The organism is Paracoccus broussonetiae (genome assembly GCF_031854425.1).
GTDB classification, from domain to species: Bacteria; Pseudomonadota; Alphaproteobacteria; order Rhodobacterales; family Rhodobacteraceae; genus Paracoccus; species Paracoccus broussonetiae.
In genome coordinates, this window is sequence record NZ_JAVRQI010000002.1 from 49,862 (window position 1) to 67,752 (window position 17,891).

Annotated in this window: 15 protein-coding genes; 12 read left to right on the forward strand and 3 right to left on the reverse strand. The window is 65.3% G+C overall.

What is annotated here, in order from left to right:
- The first annotated feature begins 1 nt into the window (after position 1).
- The 7 genes from RM190_RS02815 (at position 2) to RM190_RS02845 (ending at position 9,308) form a co-directional block, all read left to right on the forward strand.
- A complete protein-coding gene (locus tag RM190_RS02815) occupies positions 2 to 1,195 on the forward strand; it encodes an amidohydrolase family protein (protein WP_311757877.1) in 1,194 nt (397 codons plus the stop codon).
- A complete protein-coding gene (locus RM190_RS02820) occupies positions 1,192 to 2,703 on the forward strand; it encodes an amidohydrolase family protein (protein WP_311757878.1) in 1,512 nt (503 codons plus the stop codon). Before RM190_RS02815 ends, RM190_RS02820 begins: the two co-directional genes overlap by 4 nt.
- A complete protein-coding gene (locus tag RM190_RS02825) occupies positions 2,696 to 3,682 on the forward strand; it encodes an ABC transporter ATP-binding protein (protein ID WP_311757879.1) in 987 nt (328 codons plus the stop codon). The genes RM190_RS02820 and RM190_RS02825 overlap by 8 nt, the downstream gene beginning before the upstream one ends.
- A complete protein-coding gene (locus RM190_RS02830) occupies positions 3,679 to 4,641 on the forward strand; it encodes an ABC transporter ATP-binding protein (protein WP_311757880.1) in 963 nt (320 codons plus the stop codon). The genes RM190_RS02825 and RM190_RS02830 overlap by 4 nt, the downstream gene beginning before the upstream one ends.
- A gap of 77 nt (positions 4,642 to 4,718) precedes the next feature.
- Positions 4,719 to 6,281 carry an ABC transporter substrate-binding protein gene (locus RM190_RS02835; RefSeq protein WP_311757881.1) on the forward strand — a complete coding sequence of 521 codons (1,563 nt, stop codon included), beginning with the start codon at positions 4,719 to 4,721 and terminating at the stop codon, positions 6,279 to 6,281.
- A gap of 56 nt (positions 6,282 to 6,337) precedes the next feature.
- A complete protein-coding gene (locus RM190_RS02840) occupies positions 6,338 to 7,816 on the forward strand; it encodes a chlorohydrolase family protein (RefSeq protein WP_311757882.1) in 1,479 nt (492 codons plus the stop codon).
- Between the two features lie 25 nt (positions 7,817 to 7,841).
- On the forward strand, positions 7,842 to 9,308 hold the full coding sequence (locus tag RM190_RS02845; protein ID WP_311757883.1) for an amidohydrolase family protein: 1,467 nt from the start codon (positions 7,842 to 7,844) through the stop codon (positions 9,306 to 9,308).
- Between the two features lie 48 nt (positions 9,309 to 9,356).
- On the opposite strand, the gene chrA is transcribed toward RM190_RS02845, so the two are convergent.
- The 3 genes from chrA to RM190_RS02860 all read right to left on the reverse strand — a co-directional run bounded on the left by chrA (position 9,357) and on the right by RM190_RS02860 (position 12,477).
- The gene (gene chrA / locus RM190_RS02850; protein ID WP_311757884.1) at positions 9,357 to 10,721 is read right to left on the reverse strand and encodes a chromate efflux transporter; all 1,365 of its coding nucleotides are present in this window, start codon (positions 10,719 to 10,721) and stop codon (positions 9,357 to 9,359) included.
- A complete protein-coding gene (locus RM190_RS02855) occupies positions 10,718 to 11,551 on the reverse strand; it encodes a sulfurtransferase/chromate resistance protein (protein ID WP_311757885.1) in 834 nt (277 codons plus the stop codon). Before RM190_RS02855 ends, chrA begins: the two co-directional genes overlap by 4 nt.
- Before the next feature lie 251 nt (positions 11,552 to 11,802).
- Complete coding sequence (locus tag RM190_RS02860; protein ID WP_311757886.1) at positions 11,803 to 12,477, reverse strand: GntR family transcriptional regulator; 675 nt, start codon at positions 12,475 to 12,477, stop codon at positions 11,803 to 11,805.
- Between the two features lie 108 nt (positions 12,478 to 12,585).
- On the opposite strand from RM190_RS02860, the gene RM190_RS02865 reads away from it, so the two are divergent.
- The 5 genes from RM190_RS02865 to RM190_RS02885 all read left to right on the forward strand — a co-directional run bounded on the left by RM190_RS02865 (position 12,586) and on the right by RM190_RS02885 (position 17,885).
- On the forward strand, positions 12,586 to 13,629 hold the full coding sequence (locus tag RM190_RS02865) for a 4-hydroxythreonine-4-phosphate dehydrogenase PdxA (protein WP_311757887.1): 1,044 nt from the start codon (positions 12,586 to 12,588) through the stop codon (positions 13,627 to 13,629).
- Positions 13,630 to 13,705: 76 nt separating this feature from the next.
- Positions 13,706 to 14,698: a Bug family tripartite tricarboxylate transporter substrate binding protein gene (locus RM190_RS02870; protein ID WP_311757888.1), complete on the forward strand. Its 993-nt coding sequence runs from the start codon at positions 13,706 to 13,708 to the stop codon at positions 14,696 to 14,698.
- A 70-nt stretch (positions 14,699 to 14,768) separates the two neighbouring features.
- Positions 14,769 to 15,278 (forward strand): tripartite tricarboxylate transporter TctB family protein, encoded by a 510-nt coding sequence (locus RM190_RS02875; RefSeq protein ID WP_311757889.1) that lies wholly within the window; start codon positions 14,769 to 14,771, stop codon positions 15,276 to 15,278.
- Positions 15,279 to 15,291: 13 nt separating this feature from the next.
- Positions 15,292 to 16,809 (forward strand): tripartite tricarboxylate transporter permease, encoded by a 1,518-nt coding sequence (locus RM190_RS02880; protein ID WP_311757890.1) that lies wholly within the window; start codon positions 15,292 to 15,294, stop codon positions 16,807 to 16,809.
- Positions 16,810 to 16,973: 164 nt separating this feature from the next.
- Positions 16,974 to 17,885, forward strand: coding sequence for an NAD(P)-dependent oxidoreductase (locus tag RM190_RS02885; protein WP_311757891.1), 912 nt, complete (start codon positions 16,974 to 16,976; stop codon positions 17,883 to 17,885).
- Positions 17,886 to 17,891 lie beyond the last annotated feature (6 nt).

Here is a 17,891-nt window from a genome sequence, read left to right on the forward strand (position 1 = left end):
CATGAGCAACCTGATCCTTCGGAACGTTCGTCCCTTTGGGGCCGAGGCGACCGATATCCTGATCCGCGACGGCAGGATCGTCGAACTGGGCGCCATCGCCGATCATCCGGGCATCCCGGCCGAGGACGGCAAGGGCGCGATCCTGTGGCCCGGCCTGATCGATGCCCATACCCACCTGGACAAGACCACATGGGGCATGGACTGGCACGTGAACAATCGCGCCGCCATCCTGCGCGGGCGGATCGATTTCGAACGCGAACAGCGGTTGGAACTGGGCCTTGACCCGCATCGTCAATCGATGCGCCATGCCATCGGGCTTGCCGCGCATGGCGCAAGCCATATCCGCAGCCATGTCGATATCGACACGACCCACGGTCTGCGCCTGGTCGAGGGCGTGCAGCAGACCCGCGAAAAGCTGAAGGGCATCATCGACATCGAGATCGTGGCCTTCCCGCAATCCGGGCTGATGGTCATGCCGGGGACGCTGGAACTGCTTGATACCGCGCTGGCCAATGGTTGCGAGGTTCTGGGCGGCATCGATCCCTGCGGCATAGACCGCGACCCCAAGGGTCAGCTTGACGCGCTGTTCAAGCTGGCGGTCAAGCACGGCGTGCCGATCGACATCCACCTGCACGAGGTCGGAGAGCTTGGCGCCTTTACCATGGAGCTGATCTTCGAACGGGTCCGCGCGAACGGGATGCAGGGCAAGTTCGTCATCAGCCATGCCTTTGCGCTTGGCATGAACGACTATCTGCGTGTCGGCAAGCTGATCGATGAGATCGCGGAACTGGATATCGGCATCGCCACGACCGGCGCGCCCTCGGCCAGTGTGCCCTCGGTCAAGCGCCTGCGCGAGGCGGGGGTCCGTGTCGGGGCGGGCTGCGACGGCATCCGCGACACCTGGGGTCCGTGGGGGCTGCCAGACATGATGGACCGCGCGCGGATCATCGGCATGAAGAACGGCGTCCGCTCGGATATCGATCTGCGCGCGATACTGGAGATCGTCAGCCAGGGCGGCGCCGACATCATGGCGTTGAAGGACTATGGACTTGCGCCCGGCTGCCACGCCGATTTCGTGCTGCTGCAGGGCCAGACCATCGGTCACGCGGTGGTCCAGCCCGCGACGCCCCCGCTTGTCGTCAAGGGCGGCAAGGTCATCGCCCGTGAGGGCATCTGCATCGTGGACATGCCATGACGACCAGCCTTTCCGCCAAACAGGCGCTGGACGACCTGACGCTTGGCGCTCGTCCCGATGGCCGCACGCTGCTGACCGCCGACTGGGTTCTGGCCCATGAAGGACAGGGCCACGTGCTGCTGCGTAAGGGCCAGGTGGTGATCGAAGGTGGCGCTGTCGTCTTCACCGGCCACGACTTTCCCGGAGAGGTTGCGCGCCGCATCGATTTTGGGCCTGCGCTGATCTCTCCCGGCCTGATCGACCTTGACGCGCTGTCGGATCTGGACACCACGATCCTTGGCATCGACCATTTCCCGCCATGGAAAAAGGGCCGCGTCTGGCCGCTGTCCTATGTCGAGCGCGGCCCCTACGAGATGTATACGCCCGAGGAACTGGCGTTTCAGAAGCGCTTTGCCTTTGGCCAGTTGCTTCTGAACGGCATTACCACCGCTGCGCCGATCGCCTCGCTGTTCTATCGCGAATGGGGCGAGACGGTTGCCGAGTTCGATGCCGCAGCGGATGCGGCGGGCGATCTGGGACTGCGCGTCTTCCTGTCCCCGGCCTATCGTTCGGGCGGGATGGTGCTGCACGGGCCGGGCGACATGCGCGCCCATTTCGACGAGGCCCGGGGCCTTCAGGGGCTTGAGGATGCGGCAACCTATATCGCGCGACAGGCGGGCCGTTTCGACGGGCTGGTGCAGGGGCTTCTGGCCCCCGACCGGGTCGAGACCGCGACCCTTGGCCTGCTGCAGGCAAGCGTCACGAAAGCCGAAGAGCTTGGCGTCAAGGTGCGCCTGCACATGGCCCAGGGCTCGATGGAAGTGAACACCGTCCGTGCGCTTCACGGCGATACCGCGCCGGTTTGGCTTGCGCGCAACGGCCTGTTGAGCGATCGCCTGATCGCGCCCCACGCGACGAATGCCACAGACGAGGATCTGGCGCTTTACGCCCGCCACGGCGTCTCGATCGTTCATTGCCCGCTGGTGTCCGGCCGGGGCGGCAGCAGCCTTGACTCGTTCTCGAAGCTGAAGGGTATGGGTGTCAACATCGCCATGGGGACGGATACCACGCCGCCCGACATGCTGATGAACCTGCTGGTCGGGCTTGTCACCTGCCGCATGAATGACGGCACCGCCGACAAGGTGTCTTGCCGCGACTTCTTCGATGCCGCCACGCTTGGCGGGGCGGTCGCGTTGGGTCGCGACGATCTGGGTCGCCTTGCGCCCGGATCCCGTGCCGATATCGCGGTCTTTGGTCTTGATGACGTGTTCATGGCCCCGTCCATCGACCCGATCACCACGCTGGTGACGGGCGGCTCGGGCAAGGTCACGCGCGCCGTCTTCGTCGATGGCCGGCTTTCGATGCGCTTTGGCGAGGTCGCAGGGATCGACATGGCCCAAGCGCGCGAACAGGCGCAGGCGCAATTCGATCGCCTGATCGCGCAATACCCCGCCCGGACCTGGGATCATCCCCCGGTCGAGGAAATCTTCCCCCCCAGCTACCCCGCCCGGGAGGCACCGCATGGATGATGCCCGACAGACCTGCCTTGAGGTCAAGAACCTCGTTGTCGAGTTTCCGAACCGTCACGGAACGCTGCGCGCGCTGAACGATATCTCGCTGGAGATCCGCCCCGGCGAAATCCTGGGCATGGTCGGAGAGTCGGGCGCGGGCAAGTCCATGACCGGCCTTGCCATCCAGGGCTTGCTGGAGCGTCCGGGCCACATCGCATCGGGCGAGGTCTGGCTGGCCGGGCGCAGGATCGACAACCTGACCGACCGCGACATGGAAAAGGTCCGCGGCCGCGAAATCGGCGCGATCTTCCAGGACCCCCTGACCTCGCTGAACCCGCTGTTCACCGTGGGCAACCAGCTGACCGAGACCATCCGCCAGCACATGCCCGAGATGAGGCGCTCAGCCGCACGCGAAAGGGCCATCGGATTGCTGAAGGAGGTTGGCATCCCCGGCCCGGCGGAACGTGTCGACCACTATCCCCACCAGTTTTCGGGCGGGATGCGACAAAGGGTCGTGATCGCGCTGGCGCTGGCGGCAAAGCCGCGCCTGATCATCGCGGACGAGCCGACGACCGCGCTGGATGTCTCGATCCAGGCACAGATCACCGGCCTTCTGCGCCGGCTTTGCAAGGAACATGGCACGGCCGTCATGCTTGTGACCCATGACATGGGCGTCATTGCCGAAACCGCCGACCGCGTCGCGGTCATGTATGCCGGTCGCCTGATCGAGATCGGCTCGGTCGAGACGGTGCTTCGCAATCCGGCCCATCCCTATACCAAGGGGCTGATGGCCTCGATCCCGGCACTCGGGGCGCGGGTCGCGCATCTGCACCAGATCGACGGCGCAATGCCGCGGCTGAACGCCATCCCCCCCGGCTGCGCCTTCAACCCGCGTTGCACCACCGCCGGGCCGCGCTGTCGCCGCGACCAGCCGGCGCTGGTTCCGACCGGGGCAGGGGCCGCTGCCTGCTGGCTTCACGATGGAGGTGTCGCATGACCGCCGACCCAAGCGCCGCGCTGGAGGTAAACCGTCTCGACCGGTCCTTCGACGTTTCGCCGCCCTTTCTCAACCGCCTCATCTATCGCCAGAAACGCAAAAGCCTGCACGCGGTCAACGATGTGACGTTCAGCGTTCCGCGCGGCGGCTGCCTTAGCCTTGTCGGAGAATCCGGTTGCGGCAAGTCGACGGTGGCGCGGCTGGTGACCGGGATCTATCCGCCCTCGTCGGGCGAGATCCGATTTGCACCCGGCAAGTCCGGCGCGCCGCTTTCGGCGCAGATGATCTTTCAGGATCCTTATGCCTCGCTAAACCCGCGCTGGCGGGTCAAGAATATCATCGCCGAGCCGCTGCGCGAACTGAAACTGCGCGAGACCCCTGCCGAGGTCGAATCCCGCGTCGCCGAGCTTCTGGAGATCGTCGGCCTGAACGCGGCCGATGGCGACAAATTCCCGCATGAATTCTCGGGCGGTCAGCGCCAGCGCATCTCGATCGCGCGCGCCCTGGCGTCCGAGCCGGAGTTCCTGGTCTGCGACGAGCCGACTTCGGCACTGGACGTGTCGGTTCAGGCGCAGATCCTGAACCTGATGCGACGCCTGCAGGATGAACTGGGCCTGACCTATCTGTTCATCAGCCATGACCTTTCGGTCGTGCGCCACATGTCCGACCGGATTGCGGTCATGTATCTGGGCCGCATTGTCGAGGAAGCGGATACCGAAACGCTGTTCGCCGACCCGAAGCACCCCTATACGCGCCTGCTTTTGCAGACGATCCCGAATATCGAGCATCCGCAGCGCGACCGCGAGGTGACGGCGGGCGAGGTTCCAAGCCCGCTGGCGCCGCCGCCGGGATGCGCCTTCCACACCCGGTGCCAGCTTGCAACCGAACGTTGCAAGTCCGACCGCCCCGAACTGCTTGCCAAGGCCGACGGCGCCCGCGTCGCCTGCCATTTCGCCTGAAATCCCACCGGGGGCCCGGCCCCCGGGGAACCACCCGGCACGCGCCGGCAACAAGTCCGACCCCAGCAGGAGAGAACATGTCCATCGTCACGAAACTTGCCGCCGCGCTTGCGCTGTCGGTCAGCGCCATCGCCGCGCATGCCGAAACCGTCAAATGGGCTTCGCGCGCGGATATCTATTCGCTTGACCCGAACTCGATCCCCTCGACCTCGAACCTCGCGTTCCTGAACCACATCTATGAAGGGCTGGTTCGCTACGACAAGCAGTTCAAGCTTGAGCCGGCGCTGGCAACCTCGTGGGAACTGGTCGATGGCAAGTTCTGGCGCTTCAAGCTGCGCGAAGGCGTCAAGTTCCATGACGGTGCGGATTTCACCGCCGATGACGTGGTGGCCTCGTTCAAGCGCGCGGCCGATCCGTCCTCGCCGCTCAAGGGCAACATGCCGCTGTTCAAGGATGTCCGGAAGATCGACGACATGACGGTCGAAATCGACGTCACCTCGCCATCGTCGCTGTTCCTGAACGACATCACCAACATCTTCATCTTCGATGCCGGCTGGCTCAAGGCCAACAACACCGAGCAGCCGACCCGCTATGACGAGGGGATCGAAGGCTACGCCACCACCCACACCAACGGCACCGGTCCCTTCAAGCTGGAAAGCCGCAAGCCCGACGCGATGACCGTTCTGCTGGTCAATGACGGCTGGTGGGACGAGAAGAAGCACAATATCGACCGGCTCGAGTATATCCCGATCTCGTCGGCTGCGACGCGCATCGCGGCGCTGTTGTCGGGCGAGGTCGACGTGATCGACAGCGCCCCGATCCAGGATCTTGAGCGTCTGAAGGCCGATCCGAACATCAAGGTCACGGCCCTGACCGAACTTCGCACTGTCTTCGTCGCGTTCAACCGCCGCGAAAAGCTGCCGAGCGGTGCCGAGAACCCCTTCAACGACCTGAAGGTTCGCCAGGCCTTCGAACTGGCGATCGATCGCGACCTGATCAACAAGCGCATCATGCGCGGTCTTGCGCGTCCCTCGGGTTCGCTGATTGCCCCGGATATCGCGGGCTATTCTGCCGAGCTGGACACCTATCAGCCCGCAGACCCGGAAAAGGCCAAGGCTTTGCTGAAGGAAGCAGGCAAGGAAGGGCTGGCCTTCAACTATACCTGCATGAACGACGAGAGCATCAACGAGGAAGACTGGTGCCAGGGCGTCGCCAACATGCTGAGCCGGGCCGGCTTTGCGCCGACCATCGACATGGCTCCGCGCGCGGTCCAGTCGCCCAAGCGTTCGAAAGGTGATACCGAGGTATTCAACCTGAGCTGGGCGAACGAACCGACGCTTGATGCCTTCTCGATCCTGTCGCAGGTCCTGTCCACCAAGGAAGGCACCTATGGCGTCTCAAACTATGGCGGCTGGTCGGTTCCGGCGCTGGACGATCTGGTCAAGCAGGCGGCGCAGGCCACCGACCCTGACGAACGGCTGAAGCTGGAAGCCGCCGCGCTGAAAGTCGCCAAGGACGAGGTTCTGGCGATCCCGCTGCACCAGCAGCCCATCGCCTGGGCGACCAGCTCGAAGATCGAAAGCATGGACCTGCGCGCCGACAACAAGGCACGCCACTGGTTCACCGTGGTCGGCAAGTAACCGACACAACGCGCCGTCCCCTGTGGGGCGGCGCATCCCTGACGGACGGGACGGATATGCCTGACGGACTAGATGCACTTCCACTGGGCGAGCGCCCCAGGGGTCGGACACTTCTGACTGCGGATTGGCTGCTTGCCCATCAGGACGGCGGCCATGTCTTTCACAAGCGCGGAGAGCTGGTGATCGAGGGGCGCGATATCCTGTATGCGGGACCGCGATTTCCGGGAGAGGTCGATCGACGCATAGATTTCGGCGCGGCCCTTGTCAGCCCCGGGCTGATCGACCTGGACGCGCTGTCGGACCTGGATACCTATTCGCTGGTCCTGGACAACCAGCCCGGCTGGCAGCGGGGCCGGATCTGGCCAGACACCTATGCGGCGCGCGGGCCATACGAGATGTATTCGCCCGAGGAACTTGCCTTCCAGAAGAAGTTTTCCTTTGCCACGCTTCTGCTGAACGGGATCACGACGGCGCTGCCCATCGCGTCCCTGTATTACCGGGAATGGGCTGAGACGGTTGCCGAATTCGATGCCGCCGCCGATGCGGCCGCCCAGCTTGGCCTGCGGGTCTTTCTTGGCCCGGCCTATCGGTCGGGGGGAACGGTGGTCGACGATGTTGGCCAGTTTCACATGCGCTTCGACGAGGCGCGGGGATTTGCTGGGCTGGCAGGGGCGGCCGATTTCATCCGCCGTCGCGCGGGCGATGCAGGGGGCCTGATCAACGGCCTCCTGGCCCCCGACCGGGTCGAGACAAATACCGCCGCGCTGATGCGCGCCACGATGGATCTGGCCGGAGAGCTGGACGTGCCGGTCCGCCTGCACATGGCGCAGGGCAAGCTGGAAACCGACACCATGGCGCGCTTGCACGGCTGCACCGCGGCTGAGTGGCTGGTGGGACTGGGTGCCTTCAATCGCCGACTGATTGCGCCCCACGGCACCCATGCCACGGAAACCGATCTTGACCTTTACGCCACCCATGGGGTGACGCTGGCCCATTCGCCGCTGGTTTCGGCGCGGATGGGGTCGGTGCTGAAATCCTTTGCCTCGATCCGAGCGCGCGGCGTGAATATCGGCATGGCGACGGATACCGCGCCGCCCGACATGTGGATGAACATGCTGTCGGGCCTGATCGCGTGCCGCATCGCCGAAGGGCGGCCGGATGCCGCCTTTTCGGCCCAGTTCTTCGAGGCCGCGACGCTTGGCGGTGCGCGCGCGCTGAACCGGCCCGACCTTGGACGGCTTCAGGCCGGAGCCAAGGCCGATATTGCGGTCTTCCGGCTGGACGATCCGCATATGGTGCCGACCGTCGATCCGATCACCACGCTTGTCCTTGGAGGCAATGGCAAGGTGACCGAGGCGGTCTTCGTCGACGGTCGCCTGTCGATGCGCCGGGGTCAGGTTGCCGGGATGGACATGGCCGCCGCCCGCGCTCAGGCACAGGCCCAGTTCGAGGGGCTGGTCGCAAAATACCCGGATCGCAGCTGGAAGCACCCGCCGGTGGACCAGCTTTTCCGGCCCGCCTTTCCGATTCTCTGATCCGACAACCGCTGCAGGAGGCCCGATGCCCGCCACGATTTTCCTTAATGCCACGGTCATCACCATGGACCCCGCCCGCCGGATCATCGAGGATGGTGCGGTTCGCGTGGTCGATGACCGCATCGCTGCCGTGGGCGCCAGCGCCGAGATGCGTCCCGAACCCGGCGACCGGGTGATTGATTGCCGGGGCAAGCTGGTGATCCCGGGCCTGATCGACGCGCATGGCCACGCCGGGCATTGCCTGATCCGGGGCATCGCGGCCGATACTAGCCCGTTGTGGATGAAGATCGTCACCCCGACCTATTGGCATCACACCACGCGCGAGTTCTGGCAGGCTGAAGGCATGGTTTCAGGGCTGGAGCGGTTGCGTGCGGGCGTCACCACCGGCGTCAGCATCATCTCGTCTATGCCGCGCAGCGACGACCCGGAATTCGCGGTGGGGCATGCGCGCGCCTATGACCAGCTTGGTCTGCGCGAGATCATCTGCACCGGCCCGGCTGGCCTGCCCTGGCCCCGCGACGTCACGCGCTGGGAAACGGGGACGCCGGTTCGGCGCAGCATTACCTTTGCCGAGATGATGGAGGGGGCCGAGGCCGCGATCCAGACGCTGGACGGCAGCGGCAACGGGCGGATCAAGGTCTATCTGACGCCGTTCACCATCGTGCCATCCATCGATCCGTCGAACATCTCGACCCCGGACCAGGCCGTGCGGCTGACCCAGGATGACCGCGACCATGCCCGCGCGGTGCGCGAGCTTGCCCGGAAATACGGGATCCGCCTGCATTCCGACGCCTTTGCGGGCCATATCCGGCTGGCTTTTCAGGACAAGGAAAACGCCCTGCTGGGGCCTGACATTCACCTGCAACATTGCTGGGGGATCTCTCCGGCGGAAATCGACATCCTTGCCCAGACCGGCACCTCGGTCACGCACGCGCCCCCGGGCCGCAATACGCCGGTGATCGAGATGATGGCGCGGGGCATCAACGTGGCGGTCACCACGGACGGAACCGCACCGAACCGCTTCTTCGATCTTTTGCAGACCGCGCGGCTGTTCCAGTCCGTTCAGCATGTCCTGCGCGGCCACGACCGCTACTACTTCCCGCCGGGCAAGGTGCTGGAAATGATCACCATCGACGCCGCCCGCGCGCTGGGAATGGAGCATCAGATCGGCTCGCTGGAGGCGGGAAAGAAGGCCGATCTTGCCGTGATCGACATGCGCGCGCCCCACATGACGCCTGACTGGCAACCGGTCCATCGCCTGATCGCGCAGGGCGTCGGTTCGGATGTCGAGACGGTGATGGTCGATGGCCGGATCATCATGCAGGATCGCAGGATCACTCAGGTGGACGAGGTCGAAGCCATTGCCGAAGGGAACCGCGAAGCCCGTGCACTGGTCACTCGCGCGGGGCTGGAACGCCACCTGCATGAGCCGGGCTGGGGTCAGCTTTACCGCACCTTCGAAGAGCCGGTCAGCCTGCCCGAGCTTCAGTAAAGCAAGCCGGATCGAAGGGGGGCAGCGAGGCGGCCCCCCGTTCCGCGATCAGGCCAGCCCGACCAGATGCAGCGCGACCCCCAGCGCGGCGGCCGAGCCAAGCACGGTCATCATGCCCGGTTTCAGCCGGAACACCACAAACAGCGCCAGCGCCGACAGTGCCGCAGCGGTCCAGTCGATCGAGTGCAGGACCGGCAATTCGACCGACAGCGGGCCACGCTCCAGTTTTTCCACCTCTGACCAGACGACATGAAAGGCGAACCAGACCGCAAGGTTCAGGATCACGCCCACCACCGCCGCCGTGACCGTCGACAAGGCACCGGCCAGCGCGGGATTGGCGCGCAACCGCTCCATGAAGGGGGCGCCCAGAAAGATCCAGGCGAAGCAGGGGGCAAAGGTGACCCAGGTTGCCAGAAGCCCGCCAAGGGTGCCCGCGGCCAGCGGCAGGGCCCATCCGGCATCGCGGAACGCGCCCATGAAGCCCACAAACTGCAGCACCATGATCAGGGGGCCGGGCGTCGTTTCGGCCATGCCGAGGCCGTCCAGCATCTCGCCCGGGCGAAGCCAGCCATAGGTGCCGACCGCTTCTTGCGCGACCCATGCGAGAACTGCGTAGGCTCCGCCGAAAGACAGCATGGCCAGCTTCGAGAAATAGCTTGCGATCTCTTGGAAGACCGATCCGGGGGCCAGTTGCAACAGCAGGATGACGGGCACCAGCCACAATGCGATGGCCCAGAACCCGGCGCGGATCGCACCCCTTTGATCCGCGGCGGAAAAGTCGGTCTCCTCGCCAAGCAGGGTTTCGGCGTCGTGGACATGCGCACCTGCGCCAGATCCGTGGCCGCCAGCGCCCCTGAAAGCCGCAAGACCGGCCTTGGCCCCGGCCCAACCGATCAGTGCCGCGCCCGCAACGATCAGCGGAAACGGCATGTCGAACAGAAAGATCAGCAGGAAGGACAGGCCCGCGACAAGCCGCATCATCCCGTTCCGCAGGGCGCGGCTGCCGACGCGCACCACGGCTTGCAGGACGATTGCCAGCACCGCGGCCTTCAACCCGAAGAACAGGCCCGAGACGAGGCCAACCTCGCCCCAGATCGCATAGATCCAGCTGAGCGCCATGATGCTGACGACGCCCGGCAGGACGAACAGCCCGCCCGCGATGACCGCGCCCCTGACCCCGTGCATCAGCCAGCCGATATAGGTGGCCAGTTGCTGCGCCTCGGGGCCGGGAAGCAACATGCAGAAGTTGAGGGCGTGCAGAAAGCGGTTGTCGCCCAGCCACTTGCGCTCTTCGACCAGGGTGCGGTGCATGATCGCGATCTGCCCGGCAGGCCCGCCAAAGGACAGGGCGGCGATGCGCGCCCAGACTTTGGTGGCCTGCCACAGCGATGGAAAGCCAGGATCCCTGCTCATCTGGCCGGGCCCGCGTGATTTTCCCAGTTGTGCCGTTCTCCGGTGGCGTCGCGGCACCAGCGATAGAAGGCGTCGTAAAGTCCCATCCCCGCCTCAAGCTGGGCAAGATCGTCACTGTGCATCCGGGACAGTCCCAGCGAAGCGGCCAGCAGCCCCGCGCATTCTGGTGCCAGGTCCAGCCGGTCGGTATCCGCCCCGCGCACGATCATGGCCAGCCGATCAAGTGCGGGAATCCGCAGGCCGAATTCCCGGATCATGGTGTCGAAGGTGCATTCCTCGCCCCGGTGGCTCCAGAACACGTCTCCGATGTCATAGGGCATGGCACCCACCAGATCAGCGACCGATGAGACCTCGGATGGCAGCACATACAGGAAAACCGCGCGCGGATCGACAAAGCGGCGGATCAGCCAGGGGCAGGCGATGCGGTCGATCTTGGGGCGCGAGCGCGTGACCCACACGCTGCGGCCCGACGCGTCCAGCCGGGTGATCGGGGCGGGGTTGCAGGTGGGCAGCCCGGCCTGGACCCAGGCGGCATGGCCGCCTTCCAGGTATTCGGCGCGCAGCCCTTGGTGTCTCAAAAGGGCGGCAAGGCCCTGACTGCGGCCATGTCCGGCGTCGCAGGCCACGACCACAGGACCGGAAAGGTCGACGGAGAGGGTGCGGATATCGGCGACGGACAGCGACTTCTCGGGCAAGGGCCGGGCTGATGCGATCAGCCGGGGATCGCTGGCGCGGGAGGCCGCGGGTCGGATATCCAGAATCGTGGGCGCGCGTGGCGTCCCCACAAGCTTTGCAAGCTGGTCGCAGGCGATGGCGTCTGGCGCAGGCATCTGCGTTCCCTCCTCGGGTTCGGGTTGAACAGGATCGGAACGCGATCTTCGGCTGCCGCCTCGTGGGGAGATCGCTTTTCCCCATAGGTGAATCAGGACCAGTTTGCGCCCGCCTGTCAAGACGGCAGCGGCCGGGCCAACGCGCTGGCCGCCTCGCGACTTATGGCGACGCGGGCGGCCAGCGGCGGCCGGGCTTTGGGGTCAGACAGGACTGGCCCTGCAAAGCCGGAATTGTCTTGATCGCGCGGCGTTCAGCTGACGGCGTCGCGGACCCGTGTCCAGGTGTTCACCATGTGCCGGGACGCGATTTCGCCCAGTTGCGCGCCGTCGCGCGCCCGCAGGGCCAAGGCCATTTCCTCGTGTTCGGCCACGGCGTCGGCCCAGAAATCCGGGCCGCGATTGCCGACGAAGCGGATGCGCTTCAGCCGCGCGTGAAGGTTTCCGTGGATTTCCACCAGAACCGGGTTTCCGGACAGGCCGACGATGCCGCGGTGAAACTCCTGATTGAGCTTGAAATAGGGCATCCGCTCACGCTTTTCATAATACACCAGCATCTCGTCATGCATCGCCAGCAGGCTTGCGATCTGGTCTTCGGTGGCGCGTTTGCAGGCCAGTTCGGCGGCCAGCCGCTCCAGTTGCGCCAGCACCTCCAGCATCGAGAACACCTCGTCCGGCGTCAGCTTGCGCACGACGCTGCCGCGGGTCGGGCGGATTTCGACCAGCCCCTCGGCGGCAAGCGTGCGCAGCGCCTCGCGGAAGGGGGTGCGGGATACGCCAAGCTGTTCGATCAGGGCGGATTCGTCGATCCGCGAGCCGGGTGTCAGCGCCCCCTCGACGATCAGGTCACGTATCCGCGCCACGACCTGATCGTGCAGCGTGGCCTTGTCGACGCGCAGCGCGCCCATCGTTTGGTTCAGCAGATCCATGTCGCACTCCAAAGGCAGCTCCGATCCTAGCGCAAATTTGAAGTGGACGCGATACGAAATATTGTATACAGAATTTTTTATTGGGGATGAGGAAGAGGAATCGTCGACATGCGGATTGCACTGGCACTGGGGGATGCAGGCGGCGTTGGCCCCGAACTGGCGGCCAAGCTGATGGCCGATCCAGAGCTGCGCGACCACGAAGTGATCGTCATCGGCGCCGAGAATGTCCTGCGCATGGGCGTCGAACATGCCGGGGTCGAACTGGACGTGAAGGTGATCGGCCAGGATGAGCTGGGCCAGACGCTGCCCGCGCGGCATGTGCTGGTCGACCTGGCGAATTGCGCGTCGGACGAAATCACGCTTGGCCAGTCGAACCCGGCTGCGGGCGAGGCATCGCTGCAGAACTTCGCCGCCGCCCTGCGGTTGGGAAAGGCGGGTCTGGTCGATGCGGTGATGTTCACCCCGTTCAACAAACACTCGATGCGCCTGGCGCGTCCGGCCTATGTCGACGAGATCGGCTTCATCGATGCGGTTCTGGGCGCCGAACGCAGCGGCCGCGAGTTCAACGTGCTTGATGAGGTCTGGAACGCGCGCGTCACGTCGCATGTCCCGCTGCGCGCGGTTGCGGACCGTCTCAGCGTCGAACGGATCGTGTCCAGCATCCGCCTGACCTCGGAAGTCATGGCTGCCGCAGGCAAGCCCGGTGCCCGTATGGGTGTCGCGGCGCTGAACCCCCATGCGGGCGACGGCCGCAATTTCGGTGACGAGGACGAGGACATCATCGCCCCCGCGGTCGAGATGGCGGCGGCAGAAGGGTTCGACGTCAAGGGGCCGATCCCGTCGGATACGGTGTTCGTCCGCGCGATCCGCGGCGAATTCGACGCCGTGGTGACCATGTATCACGACCAGGGCCAGATCGCGATCAAGCTGTTGGGCTTCGATCGGGGCGTGACCCTGATCGCCGGCTATGACTTCCCGATCGTCACCCCGGCGCATGGCACGGCCTATGACATCGCTGGCAAGGGCAAGGCGGATCTGGGCGCGACCCGCGCCGCTGCCCGCCTGGGCGTCAGCCTGGCCAGCTTGAATCCCCGCAGCAACGGTCACGCCGCGCTTGCGGCTGACTGGGCTACGGCCTCGGTCGGGGAATAAGGCGGCCGGGCCTGCATCAGGGCCCGGCTGACAGATCGCGTGGAGGGCGCGGTCCAATTCAGTGGAGGAGAGAACGATGATGAAAAAGGCAATTGGCGCGTCTGTCGCGTCGCTGATGCTGCTGTCCGTCCCGGCCTGGGCCGAATGGAGCCCGGACCGTCCCGTGGAGTTCGTGGTGGCGTCCGGCGCCGGCGGCGGTTCGGACAACTTTGCCCGCACCATTCAGTCGGTACTGACCCGCAACAAGCTGATCGACAAGCCGATCGTCGTGCTGAACAAGGGCGGCGGATCGGGGGCCGAGGCCTTCCTTTACGGCAAGCAGAACAAGGCCGATCCCAGCAAGCTGATCTTCGCGACCAACAACGCCTATCTGCTGCCCCATGTGGCCAAACTGGCCTATTCGGTCAGCGATCTGCAACCGGTGGCGGCGCTGGCGATGGATGAGTTCATCGTCTGGGTCAAGGCGGACGCACCCTACAAGACCATCACCGACCTGACCGATGCGGCCAAGGCCGAACCGGGCAAGATCGTCTTCGGGGGCAGCCAGTCCAAGGATGTGGACGAAACTCTTGTCGCGCTGATCGAAGATGCTGCAGGCGTCGACTTCAAATATGTTCCCTTCAATGGCGGCGGCGAGGCCAGCGTCCAGCTGGCAGGCGGTCACATCACTGCGAATACGAACAACCCGAACGAGAATATCGGCCAATGGCAAGCGGGTGCCATCCGCCCGCTTTGCGTCGTTTCGACCCAGCGCATGGCGAAAAGCGAACCGATCCAGGGCGAGATGGGCTGGCAGGACATCCCGACCTGCAAGGAACAGGGCCTGAACATCGACAGCTACCAGATGCCGCGCACGGTCTGGATGCCCGCCGAGACCCCGCCCGAGGCCGTCGCGTTCTATCAACAGGCGCTGAAGGCGGTCTTCGACTCTCCGGAATGGCAGGATTACCTGACCAAGACCTCTCAGACCGGCACCTTCCTGACCGGGGATGACCTGAAGTCCTTCGTCAACGACAGCGAGACCAAGACCGTCGCGGTCTTCAAGGAGCAGGGCTGGTCCACCGAGTAAGGCGGACCCGAGGGCTCGCGGCCGGTCGGTCGCGAGCCCTTTTCGGATCGACGGAGACAGGGGGGAAGCAATGACCGTCAGACGTTTTCATGCCGAGGCAGTGACCGCCATCGGAACCGGCGCACTGGGCGTGGCCGGAGTGGTCGGCGCGATGCAACTGGGCCACGGCTGGTCGGAATCCGGCCCGGAATCCGGGTATTTCCCGTTCTATGTCGGCGTGATCCTGATCCTTGCAAGCCTGTGGAACCTTGGCACCGCCTTTGTCGCGCACAGGGCCGCGCTTGTCCGCGAAGGACAGGGCGAGATCGAGGAACCCTTCCTGGACGGCGAACGGCTGGGGCGGCTGGCCCGCTTTGGTGGCACCATGATCGCCTTTGTGATCCTGACGCTGGTGATGGGGATCTATGTCGGCGCGGCGGCCTATATCGCCTGGAGCGCGTGGCGGACCGGAGGCTATCGCCTTTGGGTCGCGCTGGCATTCGGGTTGGGCTTCTCGCTTGCGCTTTACGTGATCTTCGAGATCGCCTTCCTCGTCCCACTGCTGAAGGGCCCGATCGAGCCGCTTCTGGGCATCTACTGAGAAAGCTCGCGCAATGGAAAATCTTGACCTTCTGATGCACGGCTTCGGCGTCGCCATCACGCCCCTGCATCTTCTGCTGATGGTGGCGGGCGTGCTGCTGGGCCTTGTGGTCGGCGTCCTGCCCGGACTGGGCGCGCCAAACGGGGTGTCGCTGCTGATCCCGCTGACGTTTTCGCTGGATCCGACGGCCGCGATCATCCTGCTGTCCTCGATGTATTGGGGCGCGCTGTTTGGCGGCTCGACCACCTCGATCCTGTTCAACATCCCCGGAGAGCCAAGCTCGGTCGCGACGACCTTTGACGGCTATCCGATGGCCCGTTCGGGCCAGTCGACGCGGGCACTGACGCTGGCCTTCATGTCGGCGGGCATCGGCGCGCTGATCGGCGTCATCGTCATCACGTTGCTGGCGGGCTGGGCTTCGCGCTTCGCGCTGCGCTTTGGTGCGCCGGAATATTTCGCGGTCTATTTCCTGGCCTTCGCGGCCTTCATCGGGATGGGCAGCGCCTCTGCGACCAAGACGGTGGTGTCGCTGACGGCGGGCCTGCTGCTGGCTTCGGTCGGCATGGACAATGTCACCGGCGAGGTTCGCCTGACCTTCGGCTTCTCTGACCTTCTGGGGGGCATCAGCTTCCTTGTGGTAGTCATCGGCCTGTTCGGGATCGGCGAGCTGCTGGCCACCGTGCAGGAGGGGCTGCATTTCCGCGGCGTTTCGTCCCGCATCGACCTGCGCGACATGCTGCGCACCATCGCCGAACTGCCGCGCTACTGGGCGACGACGGTCCGCTCGGGACTGGTCGGGATCTGGATGGGCATTACGCCGGGTGGACCCACTGCCGCCTCGTTCATGAGCTATGGCATTGCCCGCCAGGCCTCGCGCAAGGGCGCGGCCTTCGGGACGGGCCGCCCCGAGGGCATCGTCGCCCCCGAAACCGCAGATCACAGCGCGGGCACCTGCGCCATGCTGCCGATGCTGGCGCTTGGCGTGCCGTCCTCGGCCACGGCGGCGGTGATGATGGGCGGTCTGATGATCTGGGGCCTGACCCCCGGACCGATGCTGTTCGCCACCAAGCCCGACTTCGTCTGGGGCCTGATCGCCAGCATGTATGTCTCGAACATCGTGGGGGTCATTCTGGTCCTGCTGACCGTGCCGATGTTCGCGGCGCTGCTGCGGGTGCCGTTCTCGATCATCGGGCCGATGATCGTCGCGATCTGCTTTGTCGGCGGCTACACGGTGTCCAGCGCGACCTTTGACCTGTGGGTGGTTCTGGTCTTCGGACTGGTCGGATATTTGCTGACACGACTGGATTATCCGTTGGCGCCGCTGGTCCTTGCGATGGTGCTGGGTCACAAGGCCGAGAACGCCTTCTTCCAGTCCATGGTGCTGTCGGACGGTTCGCTGTCGGTGTTCTTCGAAACCGCGCTGTGCAGTGCAATCATGGCGATCGGGCTGGCTTTGCTGGTCGTGCCGAAGTTGCTGCAACTGGTCGCGCGCCTGCGCCATCGCGGCGCGGTCGGGCAGGAAAGCCACTAGCCCCATCCTCAGTCAACTTTCATGCCGGTGTCCGCAAGGATGCCGGCATTGTGCTGTCACGATGCGCGGACATTCCGAAGCGTGTGCGGGTCCATAAGCTGGCGCTATGATCCCTTGTCCTGCGCCCCGACGCCGCTAGTCCTGTCGGGAGATGGAGGATTGGGATGACCCAAGACGACGCCCCCCGACTTGCATTCATCGGCTTTGGCGAGGCGGCCGAGGCCTTTGCGACCGGTTGGGGCGCGGAGGCTGCCCGGCGGGTGCGGGCCTATGACCTGAAATCCGAAGATCCCGCCTTGGCAGAGTTGCCCCGGGCGCGGGCCGCGCGCTGCGGTGTGCTGCTTTCCCCCGACCGGGCGTCGGCGCTGACGGGCGCACAGGCGGTCTTTTGCCTTGTCACCGCCGATCGCGCGGTCGAGGCGGCCGCGCAATCGGCGGCGTATCTTGCGCCCGGCGCCTTCTGGCTGGACGGAAACAGCTGTTCACCGGGGGCAAAGCGAAAGGCGGCAGAGATCGTCGAAGGGGTGGGGGCCCGCTATGTCGATGTCGCGATCATGGCGCCGGTTCATCCGCGTCTGCACCTTACGCCGCTGCTGATCGCCGGTCCCCATGTGAACTCGGCCAGGCTGCCGCTCTCAGGGTTGGGGATGCAGGCCGAGATCGCGGGACCGGCGGTCGGCGATGCGTCCTCGATCAAGATGATCCGCTCGGTCATGGTCAAGGGCATGGAGGCACTGACAGCGGAATGCCTGCTGGCCGCACGCCGCGCGGGGGTCGAGGAACAGGTTCTGGCCTCGCTCAAGGCATCCAATCCTGCCATAGAATGGTCACGGCAGGCGGCTTATAATCTTGAGCGGATGTTGGTCCATGGCCGCCGTCGCGCCGCCGAGATGCGCGAAGTGGCGGTGACGCTGGCCGAGCTTGGCCTGCCAAATGGCCTTGCCAGCGCCACGACCGATTGGCAGCAGCGTATCGGAGAGCTTGACCTGCCCCCGGGGCGGGATGAATTTCTGCATCGCGCGGACATGATCCTGGACGCGCTTGCCCGTGGCGGACCCCTCAGCCCTTCGTCGTAGAAGCGG

Excerpts from the sequence above, each read along its gene's own strand:
- chrA (WP_311757884.1), bottom strand. The coding sequence starts at position 10,721 with ATGAGCAGGGATCCTGGCTTTCCATCGCTGTGGCAGGCCACCAAAGTC.
- RM190_RS02820 (WP_311757878.1), top strand. The coding sequence starts at position 1,192 with ATGACGACCAGCCTTTCCGCCAAACAGGCGCTGGACGACCTGACGCTT.
- RM190_RS02880 (WP_311757890.1), top strand. The coding sequence starts at position 15,292 with ATGGAAAATCTTGACCTTCTGATGCACGGCTTCGGCGTCGCCATCACG.
- RM190_RS02855 (WP_311757885.1), bottom strand. The coding sequence starts at position 11,551 with ATGCCTGCGCCAGACGCCATCGCCTGCGACCAGCTTGCAAAGCTTGTG.
- RM190_RS02865 (WP_311757887.1), top strand. The coding sequence starts at position 12,586 with ATGCGGATTGCACTGGCACTGGGGGATGCAGGCGGCGTTGGCCCCGAA.
- RM190_RS02870 (WP_311757888.1), top strand. The coding sequence starts at position 13,706 with ATGATGAAAAAGGCAATTGGCGCGTCTGTCGCGTCGCTGATGCTGCTG.
- RM190_RS02875 (WP_311757889.1), top strand. The coding sequence starts at position 14,769 with ATGACCGTCAGACGTTTTCATGCCGAGGCAGTGACCGCCATCGGAACC.
- RM190_RS02840 (WP_311757882.1), top strand. The coding sequence starts at position 6,338 with ATGCCTGACGGACTAGATGCACTTCCACTGGGCGAGCGCCCCAGGGGT.
- RM190_RS02845 (WP_311757883.1), top strand. The coding sequence starts at position 7,842 with ATGCCCGCCACGATTTTCCTTAATGCCACGGTCATCACCATGGACCCC.
- RM190_RS02885 (WP_311757891.1), top strand. The coding sequence starts at position 16,974 with ATGACCCAAGACGACGCCCCCCGACTTGCATTCATCGGCTTTGGCGAG.
- RM190_RS02825 (WP_311757879.1), top strand. The coding sequence starts at position 2,696 with ATGGATGATGCCCGACAGACCTGCCTTGAGGTCAAGAACCTCGTTGTC.
- RM190_RS02860 (WP_311757886.1), bottom strand. The coding sequence starts at position 12,477 with ATGGATCTGCTGAACCAAACGATGGGCGCGCTGCGCGTCGACAAGGCC.
- RM190_RS02815 (WP_311757877.1), top strand. The coding sequence starts at position 2 with ATGAGCAACCTGATCCTTCGGAACGTTCGTCCCTTTGGGGCCGAGGCG.
- RM190_RS02835 (WP_311757881.1), top strand. The coding sequence starts at position 4,719 with ATGTCCATCGTCACGAAACTTGCCGCCGCGCTTGCGCTGTCGGTCAGC.
- RM190_RS02830 (WP_311757880.1), top strand. The coding sequence starts at position 3,679 with ATGACCGCCGACCCAAGCGCCGCGCTGGAGGTAAACCGTCTCGACCGG.